The sequence below is a fragment of the Nocardioides jishulii genome (genome assembly GCF_006007965.1).
Classification (GTDB): domain Bacteria; phylum Actinomycetota; class Actinomycetes; order Propionibacteriales; family Nocardioidaceae; genus Nocardioides; species Nocardioides jishulii.
The window spans coordinates 198,662-212,495 of sequence record NZ_CP040748.1; the positions used below are offsets into that span (position 1 = coordinate 198,662).

Sequence of the window (13,834 nt, forward strand, 5' to 3'; positions counted from 1 at the left end):
CCCAGGTGAGCCCTCGAGTGCCCCCCAGCGTCGTCGTGGTCGACCACCACGACTCCTACACCTGGAACCTGGTCCACCTCGTCGGCGGCGTGACCGGTGAGCTGCCGCGGGTCGTGCAGCACGACGAGGTGTCGGTGGGCGAGGTGCTCTCCCACGACGTCGTGGTGCTCTCGCCCGGCCCCGGCCACCCCGACGAGCTGAGGGACTTCGCCGTCGGACGCGAGGTGCTGCGCGCGGCGACCCGTCCGGTGCTCGGCGTCTGCCTGGGCATGCAGGGCATCGTCACCGCCTTCGGCGGCCGGGTCGAGCGCAGCGCCCCGGCCCACGGCGAGGTGGCCCGGATCAGCCATGACGGGGCGGGGCTCTTCGCCGGGCTGCCGCAGGGCTTCGACGCCGTCCGCTACCACTCGCTGGCCGTCGTCACCCTGCCCGACGTGCTCGTCGCGAGCGCGCACAGCGAGGACGGCGTCGTCATGGGCGTACGCCACCGGTCGCTGCCGATCGAGGGCGTGCAGTTCCACCCCGAGTCGGTGCTCTCGGAGCACGGCGCAGCGATGGTCGCCAACTTCCTCGCCTCCCTCCCCTCGGTCGCCGTCCCCTCGACCGCCAGGGCGGCGCGGTGACCGGGCCCGAGGAGTGGTTCGAGTCGGTCGCTTCCGAGCACCCGCGCTGCTTCTGGCTCGACGGCGGAGGGGCCCGGGAGTGGTCGGGGCGGCGCTCCGTCATCGGCCACCTCGCCGACGACGACGTCTCGATCACCTTCCACGCCGCCGCCGGCGAGGTTCGCCGCCACGTCGGCGGGCGGTCGACGGTGGTGGGCGACGACGTCTTCGAGGTCCTCGCCCGGGAGCTGGCCGACGGGCCGAGCGATGCCCAGTGGTTCGGGCACCTCGGCTACGCCAGCCGCCGCGACCTGCCGGCCCGCCCGGATCCACGCCTGCCCGACGCTGTCTGGATGCGCCCGAGCGTCGTGCGCTCCTTCACCCACGACGTCGCGCCCGGACCCGACTCTTCGCCGCGCCCTGCCGAGGCCACCGCCACGCCTCCGCCCGTGCCTGACGACTACGCCGCTGCCTTCGCCCGCGTCCAGGCAGAGCTGCACGCCGGCAACACCTACGAGGTCAACCTGACCCACCGCGTCACCACGCGCTCACCGATCCGGCCCGCCCTGGCCTACCGCCGGCTCCGGGCGCTCAACCCCGCCCCGTACGCCGGTTTCCTCCAGCACGACGTCGACGAGGCGCGGGCGTGGCTCCTCAGCTCCTCGCCGGAGCGCTACGCCCTGGTCACGGCCGACCGGACCTGCGAGACCAAGCCGATCAAGGGCACGACCCCACGCGGTGCGACGCCGGAGGCAGACGAGGAGTCGCGCAGGCGGTTGGCGAGCGACCCGAAGTTCCGCGCCGAGAACCTGATGATCGTCGACCTCCTGCGCAACGACCTGGCGACGGTCTGCGCGCCGGGCAGCGTCGAGGTGCCCGCCCTCATGCAGGTCGAGTCGTACGCCTCGGTCCACCAGCTCGTCTCGACGGTCCGGGGCCGGCTGCGCGACGACGTCTCCACCCTCCAGGCGCTGCGGGCGCTCTTCCCCGCCGGGTCGATGACCGGGGCGCCCAAGCTGCGCACGATGCAGGTCATCGACGCCGTCGAGGCGACCCCGCGGGGGGCGTACGCCGGTGCCTTCGGGTGGTTGTCGGCCGACGGCCGGGCCGACCTCGGGGTGGTGATCCGGTCGCTGATGACCGCCGGTGACGGTGAGTGGACGCTCGGCACCGGTGGCGGCATCACCGTGCACTCCGACGTGACGGACGAGTGGGCCGAGGCGGCGTGGAAGGCCGAGCGGCTCCTGCGGGTCTTCGACGCCTGAGGTGGTCTGGACCGCTGGTCCCCACTTCTGGTGAGGCGTCGACGTATCCGCCTACCGGTGCGTAACTTTGGGGTGAACTGGTTCCCAGGGAGGGAACCGGGGGACAACCACACAGAGCGACACCACCCACGGGTGGTCGTCCGGAGCATGCACCGCTGGGGGGCGGATCTCGTGCTGGGGCCGGACACGTCGCGTGGTGAGCAGCGCGGGGCCAAGGGAGAAGGCCCCGCGCTGCTGTCGTTCTCGCAGAAGGCCAGGACGCTCGGTCTTCGGGTCGGCTCAGTCCTGGGAGGCCATGGCGCCCGCCACGCCCGGCACCCACATGACCAGCCGGGCCCCGCCGCCGGGCGCCCGGTCGGCGCGCACCGCACCGGCGTGCCGCTGGGCGGCCTGCTGCACGATCGCCAGCCCGAGTCCGGAGCCGGGCATCGAGCGGGAGTCGTCGGAGCGGTAGAACCGGTCGAAGACGTGGGGGCGGTCGGCCTCGTCGATCCCCGGCCCCTCGTCGTCGACGGTCAGCACGCCGTCGCGCAGCGTCACCGTGACGGTGCCGTCCTCGGGGCTCCACTTCACCGCGTTGTCGAGCAGGTTGGTGACGGCCCGCTCCAACGTGCTGGCCTCCCCGCGCACGGTCCAGGGCTCGAGCGAGACGTCGAAGGTCGCCGTCAGCGCCCGGCGTCGCACCCGGGCCAGCGCCCGCTCGACGACCTCGGCCAGGTCGACCTCGGTGATCACGTGGGTCAGCTGCTCGTCGCGGGCGAGCTCGACGAGGTCGCCGACGAGCGTCGAGAGCTCCTCGAGCTGGCCGCGTACGTCGTCGAGCAGCTCCGCGCGCGCCTCCGACGGGAGTCCGTCGCCGGCCTGGGTGAGCAGGTCGATGTTGGTGCGCAGGCTGGTCAGGGGCGTACGCAGCTCGTGCCCCGCGTCGGCGATGAGGCGTCGCTCGCGGTCGCGCGAGACCGACAGCGCGGTGAGCATCTGGTTGAAGGCCGTGGTGAGGCGGGCGATCTCGTCGGCTCCCTCGACCGGCATGGGCCGCAGGTCCTGGGTGCGGGCCACCTGCTCGACCGACTGGGTCAGGCGTCGGACGGGGCGCAGGCCGTTGCGGGCCACCGCCCAGCCACCGATCGCGGCGATCACGACACCCGCGCCGCTGAAGAGCAGCAGGACGACGCCGAGCTTGCGCAGCGTGCGGTCGGTGTCGGCCATCGGCTGCATCAGGACCAGGGCACCGTGGTTGCCCCACGGCACGGCCGCCACCCGGTAGCGCACCCCGCCATCGGCGGTGACGGTCCGGATGGACTGCTCGGAGCGCCCGTCGACGACGCGCCGCTCGGGAGCCCCGAGGTGTACGTCGGGGCCGGAGTCGGCGCTGAGCACGTTGCCGGAGGTGTCGATGAAGGCGACGCGGACGTCGGCCGCGCCGAGCATCCACCCGGGCACCTTCTGCGCGGTGATCTCCGCCAAAGCCGGGTAGGAGGCGGCCTTGGTGGCCCGGTTGAGCAGCGACTGGTCGAGCGACGACTGGATCTGCATCCGCATGACCACGAAGGCGGTGGCGGCGATGAACGCCACCGAGACCCCCAGCGTCAGGGTGGTCAGCAGCGCCACGCGACTGGCCAGGGAGCGGCGGTAGTGGAAGCCCTTCCGCTCCCACCAGCGCTGGAGGGGGCTCATGCGTCCTTCAGCACGTAGCCGACCCCGCGCACCGTGTGGATCAGCCGCGGCTCACCCTCGGCCTCGGTCTTGCGGCGCAGGTAGCCCACGTAGACCTCGAGCGAGTTGGCGGTGGTGCCGAAGTCGTAGCCCCAGACCTCGTCGAGGATGAACGAGCGCTCGAGCACGCGGCGCGGGCGGCGCAGGAACATCTCCAGCAGGGCGAACTCGGTGCGGGTCAGCTCGATCAGGCGCTCGCCGCGGTGCACCTCGCGGCTGGCGAGGTCCATGGAGAGGTCCTCGAAGACCAGCACCTCCCCGGCCTCGTCCTCGTCGCTGGGGGTGATGCGGCGCAGCAGCGCTCGCAGCCGGGCGAGCAGCTCCTCGAGGGCGAACGGCTTGGTCAGGTAGTCGTCCGCGCCGGCGTCCAGCCCCTCGACCCGGTCACCGACCGCGTCGCGGGCGGTGAGCACGAGGATCGGCACGTCGTTGCCGGCCTGCCGCAGCGCTCGCGTGGCCTCGAGGCCGTCGAGCCGCGGCATCATCACGTCCATCACCACGACGTCGGGCTGCACGCCGCCGATCGTGGCCAGGGCCTCCGCCCCGTCGCCCGCGAGCGCCACCTCGTAGCCGTTGAAGTCCAAGGAGCGACGCAGGGACTCGCGCACCGCCTTGTCATCGTCGACGACGAGGACCTTGGGGCGCGGGGTGGGGGCGGCGGAATTCACGGCTCCACTGTGCCATCGACCCCTGAGACATCGCTGAAAACCAGGAGTGAACGCCCCAACAGAAAGGCGGACGCCGTGACCCCCGCGACTGGGTGGCGGTCAGAAGCGGGCTGCGATGGCACCGGCGCGCGCGCCGTAGCTGCCGCCGAACATGCACGCGTGCACGAGCAGGGGGAAGAGCTGGTGGATGCCCTGGCGCTCCTCCCAGCCGTCGGCCAGCGGCGCGACCTCCGTGTAGCCCGCCACCGCTCGCGCCAGGTGGGGGAGGCCGAAGAGGGCGAGCATCGCCAGGTCGGTCTCGCGGTGACCGCCGTGGGCGGCGGGGTCGATGAGGTGGACCTGTCCGTCCATGCCCCACAGGCAGTTGCCGTTCCACAGGTCGCCGTGCAGGCGGGCCGGGCCCTCCTCGGGGACGAGGTCGGGCAGGCGTCCCACGAGCGACTCGATCGCGGTGGCGTCGTTCTCGAGGATCGCCCCGCGGTCGCGGGCCAGCTTGAGGTAGGGGAGCACCCGTCGGGTCGCGTAGAACTCCGCCCACGTGGCTGCCGTGCGGTTGGGCATCGGCAGGCGGCCGATGAAGCCGTCGACGTTCGTGTCGCCCACCGCGCCGTACGCGGTCGCCCCGGCTGCGTGCGTACGCGCGAGCCGGGCGCCGAAGTCGGCCGCCGCTTCCTGGGTGGCGCGTCCCGGCTCGATCCAGCGGACGATCAGGCAGTCGGTGTCGACCGCGAGGAGCTCGGCCACCGGTGCGCCGTCGACGACCTCACGCAGCCACGCCAGACCGCGCGCCTCCGCCTCGAAGAACCCCTCCGGAGGTCGCGGCAGGGTCTTCATGAGCGCCGTGGTGCCGTCGTTGAGGCGCAGCCGGTGGGCGGTGGCGATGTCGCCTCCGGCGACCGGGGCGGTGCTCACCACCGCACGGCCCAGCAGGCCTTCGGCACGCTTGGCGACGAGCGGGGCGCGGGTCATCGTCCGACGACGTCCGCCACGAGCTCGACCAGGTGTGCACTCGTCCGCTCCACCATGTCCAGCACCTCCGTGAATCCGTCGTCTCCACCGTAGTACGGGTCCGGGACCTCCTCACCGGGAAAGTCAGGATCGAAGTCGCGGAAGAGGCGTACGCGGCTCCGCTCGACCCCACCGGTCACGTCGGCCAGGTTGGCGCGGTCCATGACGAGGATCAGGTCGACCTCGTCGTGCCAGGAGTCCTGGAACTGCTGCGCGCGATGGCGGGTGGCGTCGTAGCCGGCGTCGGTCAGGGTCCTCGCGGAGCGCGGATCCATCCCCTTGCCGATGTGGTAGTCGGCGGTGCCCGCGGAGAAGACCTCCACCACGTCGTCGAGCCCGGCCTCGGCCATCCGCGCCGACAGCACCACCTCGGCCACCGGGGAGCGGCAGATGTTGCCGAGGCAGACCATGGCGATGCGGTAGCGACCCGGGTGCAGCGGTGCCGGGAGCTCGGTCGCCGCGCTCGTCAGTCGCATCAGTCGCGGTCCTCGACCAGGATCCCCGAGACGATGCGCTCGACGATGGTGATCACCAGCGAGCCGCCCACCGCGACCCAGAAGCCGCTGACGTGGAAGCCCAGCCCGAACTGGTCGGCGATCCATCCGGCCAGCATCAGCATGAGGGCGTTGACGACGAGGAGGAAGAGGCCGAGCGTCAGCACGATCAGGGGCAGGGAGAGGAGCTTCACGACCGGGGCGACCACCTGGTCGACGACCCAGATGATCAGGGCGACCAGGGCCACCGGGACGATCTTCTCGCGGAACTCCGTGCTCAACGGCGAGCTGGCGCCGTCGAACGAGATGCCGTCGAAGATCCACGCGGCGACGGCGACGGCGGCCATCGTGGCGATGAGGGAACCGAGGAAGCGCATGACCTCACCCTAGGCCTCCCGGGGTGAGCGCGGGGGAGGAGCGGACGCGGGCCAGCTCCGCGCACCCGTCCATTACCCTCGGACACTTCATCGCAGGTCTGACACGGGGGAACGTCGTCATGGGTGGGGTCAAGAGAGCTGTCAGCGTCTGGTGCGCGGTTGCGGCGATGCTGGTGCTCGCAGGGTGCGGCGGGTCGGAGGCGGAGCCGAAGGCCGAGAAGAAGGACGCCGAGCCAACGTCCGTCACGCTCGCCGACCTCACCGACGAACCGTCGGTGGAGATCGTCTATCCGACCATCAAGATCCCTGAGGGCGCGGACATCCAGCGCATGGACTGGTTGATCGAGCAGCTCCTTGAGCTCACCCGTCGCTCCCTCGACGTCGAACGGCTGTCGCGGGGCAGCGAGCGTGACGCGGTCACGTGGGCGACGGCGCCGATCGAGGGGATGGGCGACTTCGACATCGCCTCCGCCTTCAAGAAGGACGTCGGCACCGGCTACTCCTTCACCGTGGGCAACCGCTTCGCCCAGGACGCCCTCCCGACCGGGCCGGTGCACGTGCTGGGTCAGAAGTGGGAGTCCAGGGTGCGGGAAGGGCGGGTCATGGTCAGGCTGGTCGTCGAGGCGGCGATCCCCTTCGAGGACGGTGTGGCCGTGGTGCGACGGTGGATGGCGCTCAGCACGGGTCTGACGTCCGACATCGCGACCTCCCGGCCCGGGGTCCAGGCCTACTTCAGGCTGCTCGGGATCGACCACTGCGCCCTCAAGGAGGAGGGCGCGGCGCGACCCGGCGACTTGAGCGAGGTCTCCGACGCCTTGGAGATGCTCACTGAGCGCAAGGAGGAGGGCGGCCTCAGCGCCTGGGCGCTCGAAGATCTCTCCGATGACTCCTCGAGCGCTCCCGACGAGCCCGAAGAGCCCGAGGAGGAGTGCGGCGGCAAGGAGTGACCCCGCCTCAGGTCAGCGCCACCGGGTCCGCCGGATGCTCCGCGCGCGAGCTCTCGGCGAGCAGGATGCCGGCGACGACGGTCACGCACCCGATGATCGCGACCACGCCGAGGGCCTCCTGGTGCCAGGCCCATCCCAGGGCGGCGGCGCCGACCGGCTCCAGCATGGCGATCGCGGTCACCGTGGTCGGCGGGATGTAGCGCAGCGCCGCGAGCTCGAGGCCGAAGGGCAGCAGTGTGCCGAGCACGATCACCGAGGCGACCACGCACCACAGCGGCACGTGCAGGTGCGAGAGGTTGCCGAGCAGGGAGACCCGCTCGGTGAAGGGGGCGTCGACGAGCCAGAAGGGTTGGGCGACGTTGACCGCGACCGCCGCGACCAGGAACGACCAGAACATGGTGCCGACCGACGACATCGTCTGCTGCGCTGCCTCCCCGAGCAGGAAGTACGCAGCGAACGCGGCCGCCGCGAGCAGGGCGGCGAGGATGCCGATCGTGTCGAAGTCGGCGCCCTTCCACACCTCGGTGGCCGCCGCCAGGCCGATGATCGCCATCCCCAGGCCCCACCACAGGCGCGCGGTCACCAGGTTGCGCTGGACGAACTTGGCCCAGAGCGCCACCAGGAAGGGGGCCTGGAACTCCAGCAGGAGAGCCAGGCCGATGGTGAGCCGGTCGATCGCAACGAAGTAGAGGAACTGCAGCGCGGCGACACCGAAGAGGCCGAGCGCGACGACGAGCGCGATCTCCCGGCCCCGCGGCAGGCGCAGGTCGCTGCGTCGGAAGAGCAGCGCCACGACGAGCAGCACCGCACAGGAACCGGTGATCCTCAGCGAGGTGAGCTCGAGCGAGCTGATCCCTGATCGCAGGGCCACCCGGGAGACGCCCGAGTTCAGGATGAAGAGGAGGGCGCCGGTCACCACGAGGCCGACGCCGACACCGCGATGGGTCGACACGGCAGCATTGTGACCCACGCCGCGGTCGGATCCCGGCTGCGGTGGGGCCAGCCGGGTAGGTTTCCCGCCGTGGACGGACTGTGGACCGGCGGCATCTCCACGATGCTCGTCGAGATCGGGGGGGTCGCAGTGGCGAGCCTCCTGCTCGCCCTGGTCCTGCGGCGCTTCCTCCCGCCCTTCACGGCCTGGTCGTTGGCTGCCTTCGTGGCGGCCGTGGCCTGCATCGGCGTGCTGACGCTGACCCCGGCGTACGAGGTCCCGTCGGTGATCGCTGCGGAGGACCGTCCGACGAGCTGCTCGTTCGACTACGCCGGACCCTCGCCCGAGGGGTTCTGGATCGTTGGCGGTGACCAGCGCCTGCTCAACCTGGTCGTCTTCGTGCCGGCCGGGGCGTTGCTGGTGATGGGCCTCGCCCGGTGGCGGGCCGCCCGGGTGTTCGTCCCGCTGGGGCTGCTGGGCCTGGTCGCCTACTCCGTCGCGATCGAGTGGCTCCAGCTGGAGGTCGCCCGCATCGACCGCGCCTGCGACGTCACCGACATGGTCGACAACTCGCTCGGAGCCCTCGTCGGCGTCGGGCTGGGGCTGCTGGCGGTCGGCGTGGTCCGGCCCTGGCGACACACCCGCCCCAGCCGCTCCTGACCTCCGCCCGCCGGGCTTAGGGTGAGCCGATGGCCACCCGTCCCAGCCCTCGTCCCGACGTCGCGGCGATCCCGCGCTACGTCCCCGGACGCCGCCCGACACCTCGGCCAGGGGTGACGACGTACAAGCTCTCCTCCAACGAGAACCCGTTCCCGCCGCTGCCCGGCGTGGTCGAGGCGGTCGCCGAGGCGACCGTCCGCTCCGCGTCCTACCCGGACCCGACCTGCCCCGACCTCTACGAGGCCCTCGAGCACCGTCACCCGGGCCGCGACCTGCTCGCCGCGACCGGCAGCGTGGCGCTGATCTTCCACGCGCTCCTGGCCTACTGCCGCCCCGGCGACGAGGTCGTCTTCGCCTGGCGCAGCTTCGAGGCCTACCCGATCGCGGTCGCCGCCGCAGGGGCCACCGCTGTGCGGGTGCCGCTCACCGCCGACGGGCGCCACGACCTCGACGCGATGCTGGCCGCCGTGACCGACCGGACGCGCGTCGTCATGATCTGCACCCCCAACAACCCCACCGGCACGACGGTGTCGCACAGCGAGCTCACCGCCTTCCTGCGGGAGCTGCGCGACGACGTCCTGGTGCTCCTCGACGAGGCGTACGTCGAGTTCGTGCGTGACGACGACGCGGTCGACGCCGCGGCGGTGCTCGAGGAGTTCGAGCAGGTCGTGGTGCTGCGGACCTTCTCGAAGGCCTACGGACTGGCCGGTTTCCGGGTCGGTTACGCCGTCGGGGCCACCGAGGTGCTCGACCCGGTCCGCGCCGTGGCCCTGCCCTTCGGCGTCACCGAGGTCGCCCAGGCCGCAGCGGTCGCCGCGCTCGCTGCGGAGGACGTGGCCCGCGTGCGGATCGACGCCTTGGTCAGCGAGCGCGAACGGGTGCTGGCCGGCGTCCGGGCGGAGGGGTGGGAGCTGCCCGTGAGCCAGGGCAACTTCGTCTGGTTCCCCGGAGCGGGCACCGTCGAGGCGCTGGCCGCGGCTGCGGAGGATCTCGGGATCGTCGTGCGTGCCTACCCGCCCGACGGGGTACGGGTCAGCATCGGCGTCCCGGAGGCGAACGACCGGATCATCGGTCTGGCCCGCACGGTCCGCCAAGTTGTTGATCATTGAACTAAGGTGGCCAGCATGAGCGACGACCTGAAGCCGACGTACACCGAGAAGGGCAAGGCGTTCGAGCGGGACATGGACTACATCCCGGACCGAATCCTGGCCGGGGAGCACTCGGCGGACCCCGACGACGCGACGTACGGCGGCCGGGACCCCGAGCGCGACGGCATCCAGGTCTGGCCCGTGGAGCCCGGGCGCTACCGGCTCGTCGCTGCGCCGGCCTGCCCGTGGGCCAACCGCTCGCTGATCGTGCGCAAGCTGCTCGGCCTGGAGGACGTCATCAGCGTCGGCCTGCCCGGCCCCACCCACGACAAGCGCTCGTGGACCTTCGACCGCGACCCCGGCGGCGTCGACCCGGTGCTCGGCATCGAGCGGCTGCAGCAGGCCTACTTCAACCGCTTCCCCGACTATCCGAAGGGGATCACCGTGCCGGCGATGGTCGACGCCGAGTCGGTCGCCGTGGTCACCAACGACTTCCCGTGGATCACCCACGACTTCTTCTTCGAGTGGAAGGACCACCACCGCGAGGGTGCCCCGGACCTGTGGCCCGCCGCCCAGCGCGAGGAGATGGAAGAGGTGATGAAGCGGGTCTTCACCGAGGTCAACAACGGCGTCTACCGCTGCGGCTTCGCCGGCTCGCAGGAGGCGTACGAGGCCGCGTACGAGCGCCTGTGGACCGCGATGGACTGGCTCGAGGAGCGCCTGGCGACCCGTCGCTACCTGATGGGCGACGCGATCACCGAGGCCGACGTGCGGCTCTTCACCACGCTGGTGCGCTTCGACCCCGTCTACCACGGCCACTTCAAGTGCAACCGCAACAAGCTGACCGAGATGCCGAACCTCTGGGGCTACGCGCGCGACCTCTTCCAGACGCCAGGCTTCGGCGAGACGGTCGACTTCGAGCAGATCAAGGCGCACTACTACGTGGTGCACACCGACATCAATCCGACCGGGATCATCCCGGCCGGGCCCGACCCGGCCGTCTGGGAGACGCCGCACGGGCGCGAGTCGCTCCAGGGGTGACCCGTGCCCGGGGAGTTGGGGGCCGGGGAGCTGCGCATCGGCATCAGCGGCTGGCGCTACGCCGGGTGGCGCGGCGACTTCTACCCGAAGGGCCTGCCCCAGCGTCGTGAGCTGGAGCATGCGGCGTCGCAGCTCACCTCGATCGAGATCAACGGCTCCTTCTACTCGCTGCAGCGTCCCACGTCGTACGCAGCGTGGCGCGCCGCCGTGCCCGACGACTTCGTCTTCTCGGTCAAGGGTGGCCGTTTCATCACCCACCTGAAGCGGCTGCGCGACGTCGACACCGCCCTGGCGAACTTCTTCGCCTCGGGCGTGCTCGCGCTCGGCCCGACGCTGGGCCCGGTGCTGTGGCAGCTGCCGGCGACGCTGCGCTTCGAGGCCGAGGTGCTCGACGACTTCCTGGGCTGGCTGCCGCGCAGCACGGGGGCGGCCGCCGATCTTGCCCGGCGCCACGACGACAAGCTCGCGGACGACCGGGCGCTCACCACCACCGAGGTCGATCGGCCCCTGCGCCACGCGCTGGAGTTCCGCTCCGAGACCTTCGTCGACCCGGCGGCCTACGAGGTCCTGCGTCGCCACGGTGTCGCCTGCGTGCTCGCCGACACCGCGGGCCGCTGGCCGAAGGTCGAGCAGGACACCGCCGACTTCCGCTACGTACGCCTGCACGGCGACGCCGAGCTCTACGCGAGCGGCTACTCGGCGCAGGCGCTCGACGCGTGGGCCGAGAAGTGCGGTGGCTGGGCGGCAACCGGGCAGGACGTCTTCGTCTACTTCGACAACGACGCCAAGGGTTTTGCGCCGCACGACGCGATGGCGTTGATGGAGCGGCTGGGCGTCGCGTCCGGCTGAGTCCGCGCGGTCAGGTGGAGGGGGTCAGCGCCCGCACAGCCGGTCGACCTGCGCGAGCAGGTCGGGGAGCGCGGCCGCGAAGGTGTCGTGCGACCAGGTGCCGGGCATCGACGTCTGGTGGTAGAGCCCGTCGCCGATGAGCATGATCGTGCGGGCCACGCCGGGGTCGCCCACCTCGGCCTCGATCGCGGCGAGCCACTGCTGGTGCAGGTCGTCGATCGCCGCCAGCGCGCCGGCGTGGCCGGCCTGCGCCAGGCGCAGGGCCGCGCGGTAGATCGGGTCGAGCTCGTGGTCGACCTGCCACGAGGTGCGCACGAAGTGCTTGGCGGCGCCCTCCGGCGCGGAACGCATCGCGACGAGGTCGTCACCGGAGACCTGGGCGAAGAGCTCGAGGACGGCTTCGGCGAGCGCGTCCTTGCTCGGGAAGTGGTAGAGCAGGCCGCCCTTGGAGACGCCTGCCCGGGCGGCGACCGCGTCCATGGTGGCGCCGCGCTCGCCCTCGACGAGGAGACCGACGTACGCAGCGAGCACCTTGTCGCGTGCGTGCGGGGGACGAGGCATGCGTGGAGGGTAGCCGGACGGAGCACCGGGGATTCAATTACTGAACCGTCCAGACGGTACAGTTTGGCCAGTGAGTGTCTCCACCCCCGCTGCCCCGAGCCCGATCCCAGTCGTCGCCCAGCCCGTGCCGTCGGCCCGTCGTCGTTGGGCCGCCCTGGCGGTGCTGATGCTCCCCGTCCTGCTGGTCTCGGTCGACAACACCGCGCTCTCCTTCGCGGTGCCCTCGCTCGCCCGCGACCTGCGGCCGAGTGGCACCCAGCTGCTCTGGATCGTCGACGCCTACCCGTTGGTGCTGGCCGGGCTCCTCGTCGCCATGGGCTCCGTCGGTGACCGGATCGGCCGTCGTCGACTCCTGCTGATCGGTGCCGTCGGCTTCGCGGCGGTCTCGGGCGCTGCCGCCTTCGCGCCGTCGGCCGAGTGGCTCATCGCGGCCCGCGCGGCCCTCGGGTTCTTCGGCGCCATGCTCATGCCGGCCACCCTCTCGCTGCTGCGCAACATCTTCGTCGACGCCGACGAGCGTCGGAAGGCGATCGCCATCTGGGCCTCCGGCTTCTCCGGTGGCGCCGCGCTCGGCCCGATCGTCGGCGGCTGGCTGCTGGAGCACTACGAGTGGGGCTCCATCTTCCTGATGGCGGTGCCCGTGCTGGTGCCGTTGCTGGTGCTCGGCCCGCTGCTGCTGCCCGAGTCGAAGGACCCCGACCCGGGGCCCGTCGACCCCGTCGGGATCGCCCTGGCCGTGCTGGCCCTGGGAGGCTTGGTCTTCGCGGTGAAGGCGGCCGGCGCGGGCGACTCCGTCGGTGTCGTCGCGGTCGCAGCCCTGGTCGGCCTCGGCTCCGGCGTGGCGTTCGTGAAGCGCATGCTGGCCCGCCCGCAGCCCATGCTCGACGTCCGGCTCTTCTCCAACCGGGTCTTCTCCGGCGCGCTGGCGACCAACCTGGTCGCGGTCTTCGCGTTCGTCGGCTTCATCTACTTCCTCAGCCAGCACCTCCAGCTCGTCGCCGGCTACTCGCCGATGACCGCCGGCTGGCTGATGGTGCCCGGCCTGGTGGTCACGATCGTCTGCGGGTTGCTCGCCGTGCGTCTGGTCCGGCGACTGACCGCTGCCCAGGTGGTGGTGATCGGCCTGCTGCTCAACAGCGCCGGCTACGCCGTGGTCGCCCTGCTCGGCTCCGAGGGCTCCTTGGTGGCGCTGCTCGTCGGCTTCGTGATCCTCTCCGCGGGCGTGGGGCTGGCCGAGACCATCTCCAACGACCTCGCGCTCTCCGCCGTGCCGGTGGAGAAGGCCGGGGCGGCGTCGGCGGTCTCCGAGACCGCGTACGAGGTGGGGGCGGTGCTGGGCGTGGCCGTGCTCGGCTCGCTGCTCAACATGGCGTTCCGCACGGGCGTCGAGGTACCGGCGCAGCTGCCGGCCGACCAGGCAAGCCTGGCGGGGGAGACCCTGGCCGGGGCGGTCGAGGTCGCGGAGTCGTGGCCGGGCGCCGTCGGCGAGGCGCTGCTGCACTCCGCGTCGACCGCCTTCGACCACGGCGTCCTGCTGACGTCGGGCCTGGGAGTGCTGCTCACCGCCGCGATGGCGCTGGTGGCGCGGCGCGCGCTGCGCTGATCCGACGACTGGCCTGACGGCTGG

Annotated in this window: 15 protein-coding genes; 8 read left to right on the forward strand and 7 right to left on the reverse strand. The window is 71.9% G+C overall.

Going from position 1 to position 13,834, the window contains the following annotated elements; all coding sequences use genetic code 11:
• The first annotated feature begins 5 nt into the window (after positions 1-5).
• Both FCL41_RS00900 and FCL41_RS00905 read left to right on the forward strand, forming a co-directional pair.
• Positions 6-623: an anthranilate synthase component II gene (locus tag FCL41_RS00900; protein WP_239021714.1), complete on the forward strand. Its 618-nt coding sequence runs from the start codon at positions 6-8 to the stop codon at positions 621-623.
• Entirely contained in the window at positions 620-1,867 is a 1,248-nt protein-coding gene (locus FCL41_RS00905) for an anthranilate synthase component I family protein (protein ID WP_137064403.1), read from the forward strand. The genes FCL41_RS00900 and FCL41_RS00905 overlap by 4 nt, the downstream gene beginning before the upstream one ends.
• A 279-nt stretch (positions 1,868-2,146) precedes the next feature.
• Here the strand turns inward: FCL41_RS00905 and FCL41_RS00910 are convergent, their stop codons facing one another.
• The 5 genes from FCL41_RS00910 to FCL41_RS00930 form a co-directional block, all read right to left on the reverse strand.
• Complete coding sequence (locus FCL41_RS00910) at positions 2,147-3,544, reverse strand: sensor histidine kinase (RefSeq protein ID WP_137064402.1); 1,398 nt, start codon at positions 3,542-3,544, stop codon at positions 2,147-2,149.
• Positions 3,541-4,251 (reverse strand): response regulator transcription factor, encoded by a 711-nt coding sequence (locus FCL41_RS00915; protein ID WP_137064401.1) that lies wholly within the window; start codon positions 4,249-4,251, stop codon positions 3,541-3,543. Before FCL41_RS00915 ends, FCL41_RS00910 begins: the two co-directional genes overlap by 4 nt.
• A 99-nt stretch (positions 4,252-4,350) precedes the next feature.
• Positions 4,351-5,220 carry a fructosamine kinase family protein gene (locus tag FCL41_RS00920; protein ID WP_137064400.1) on the reverse strand — a complete coding sequence of 290 codons (870 nt, stop codon included), beginning with the start codon at positions 5,218-5,220 and terminating at the stop codon, positions 4,351-4,353.
• Positions 5,217-5,735 carry a low molecular weight protein-tyrosine-phosphatase gene (locus FCL41_RS00925; protein ID WP_137064399.1) on the reverse strand — a complete coding sequence of 173 codons (519 nt, stop codon included), beginning with the start codon at positions 5,733-5,735 and terminating at the stop codon, positions 5,217-5,219. The genes FCL41_RS00920 and FCL41_RS00925 overlap by 4 nt, the downstream gene beginning before the upstream one ends.
• Entirely contained in the window at positions 5,735-6,130 is a 396-nt protein-coding gene (locus tag FCL41_RS00930; RefSeq protein WP_137064398.1) for a phage holin family protein, read from the reverse strand. The genes FCL41_RS00925 and FCL41_RS00930 overlap by 1 nt, the downstream gene beginning before the upstream one ends.
• Before the next feature lie 167 nt (positions 6,131-6,297).
• Here FCL41_RS00930 and FCL41_RS00935 point away from each other — a divergent pair, with 167 nt between their 5' ends.
• Positions 6,298-7,077 (forward strand): hypothetical protein, encoded by a 780-nt coding sequence (locus FCL41_RS00935; protein ID WP_137064397.1) that lies wholly within the window; start codon positions 6,298-6,300, stop codon positions 7,075-7,077.
• A gap of 7 nt (positions 7,078-7,084) precedes the next feature.
• On the opposite strand, the gene FCL41_RS16890 is transcribed toward FCL41_RS00935, so the two are convergent.
• Entirely contained in the window at positions 7,085-8,029 is a 945-nt protein-coding gene (locus FCL41_RS16890; protein WP_170970141.1) for an EamA family transporter, read from the reverse strand.
• A 69-nt stretch (positions 8,030-8,098) separates the two neighbouring features.
• Here FCL41_RS16890 and FCL41_RS16895 point away from each other — a divergent pair, with 69 nt between their 5' ends.
• Genes FCL41_RS16895 through FCL41_RS00955 form a run of 4 tightly spaced genes read left to right on the forward strand, consistent with a single transcriptional unit; the run spans position 8,099 to position 11,646 of the window.
• Positions 8,099-8,668: a VanZ family protein gene (locus FCL41_RS16895; RefSeq protein ID WP_170970140.1), complete on the forward strand. Its 570-nt coding sequence runs from the start codon at positions 8,099-8,101 to the stop codon at positions 8,666-8,668.
• Between the two features lie 29 nt (positions 8,669-8,697).
• The gene (locus FCL41_RS00945) at positions 8,698-9,777 is read left to right on the forward strand and encodes a histidinol-phosphate transaminase (RefSeq protein WP_137064395.1); all 1,080 of its coding nucleotides are present in this window, start codon (positions 8,698-8,700) and stop codon (positions 9,775-9,777) included.
• Positions 9,778-9,792: 15 nt separating this feature from the next.
• A complete protein-coding gene (locus tag FCL41_RS00950) occupies positions 9,793-10,797 on the forward strand; it encodes a glutathione S-transferase family protein (RefSeq protein WP_137064394.1) in 1,005 nt (334 codons plus the stop codon).
• Between the two features lie 3 nt (positions 10,798-10,800).
• The gene (locus tag FCL41_RS00955; RefSeq protein WP_212723038.1) at positions 10,801-11,646 is read left to right on the forward strand and encodes a DUF72 domain-containing protein; all 846 of its coding nucleotides are present in this window, start codon (positions 10,801-10,803) and stop codon (positions 11,644-11,646) included.
• Between the two features lie 24 nt (positions 11,647-11,670).
• Here the strand turns inward: FCL41_RS00955 and FCL41_RS17590 are convergent, their stop codons facing one another.
• Positions 11,671-12,207 carry a TetR/AcrR family transcriptional regulator gene (locus tag FCL41_RS17590; protein ID WP_137064393.1) on the reverse strand — a complete coding sequence of 179 codons (537 nt, stop codon included), beginning with the start codon at positions 12,205-12,207 and terminating at the stop codon, positions 11,671-11,673.
• A gap of 70 nt (positions 12,208-12,277) precedes the next feature.
• Here FCL41_RS17590 and FCL41_RS00965 point away from each other — a divergent pair, with 70 nt between their 5' ends.
• Positions 12,278-13,810 (forward strand): MFS transporter, encoded by a 1,533-nt coding sequence (locus tag FCL41_RS00965; protein WP_239021715.1) that lies wholly within the window; start codon positions 12,278-12,280, stop codon positions 13,808-13,810.
• Positions 13,811-13,834 lie beyond the last annotated feature (24 nt).

Coding starts and splice junctions, on each gene's coding strand:
- FCL41_RS00945 (WP_137064395.1), top strand. CDS start 8,698: ATGGCCACCCGTCCCAGCCCTCGTCCCGACGTCGCGGCGATCCCGCGC.
- FCL41_RS00925 (WP_137064399.1), bottom strand. CDS start 5,735: ATGCGACTGACGAGCGCGGCGACCGAGCTCCCGGCACCGCTGCACCCG.
- FCL41_RS17590 (WP_137064393.1), bottom strand. CDS start 12,207: ATGCCTCGTCCCCCGCACGCACGCGACAAGGTGCTCGCTGCGTACGTC.
- FCL41_RS00950 (WP_137064394.1), top strand. CDS start 9,793: ATGAGCGACGACCTGAAGCCGACGTACACCGAGAAGGGCAAGGCGTTC.
- FCL41_RS00910 (WP_137064402.1), bottom strand. CDS start 3,544: ATGAGCCCCCTCCAGCGCTGGTGGGAGCGGAAGGGCTTCCACTACCGC.
- FCL41_RS00920 (WP_137064400.1), bottom strand. CDS start 5,220: ATGACCCGCGCCCCGCTCGTCGCCAAGCGTGCCGAAGGCCTGCTGGGC.
- FCL41_RS00935 (WP_137064397.1), top strand. CDS start 6,298: ATGCTGGTGCTCGCAGGGTGCGGCGGGTCGGAGGCGGAGCCGAAGGCC.
- FCL41_RS00930 (WP_137064398.1), bottom strand. CDS start 6,130: ATGCGCTTCCTCGGTTCCCTCATCGCCACGATGGCCGCCGTCGCCGTC.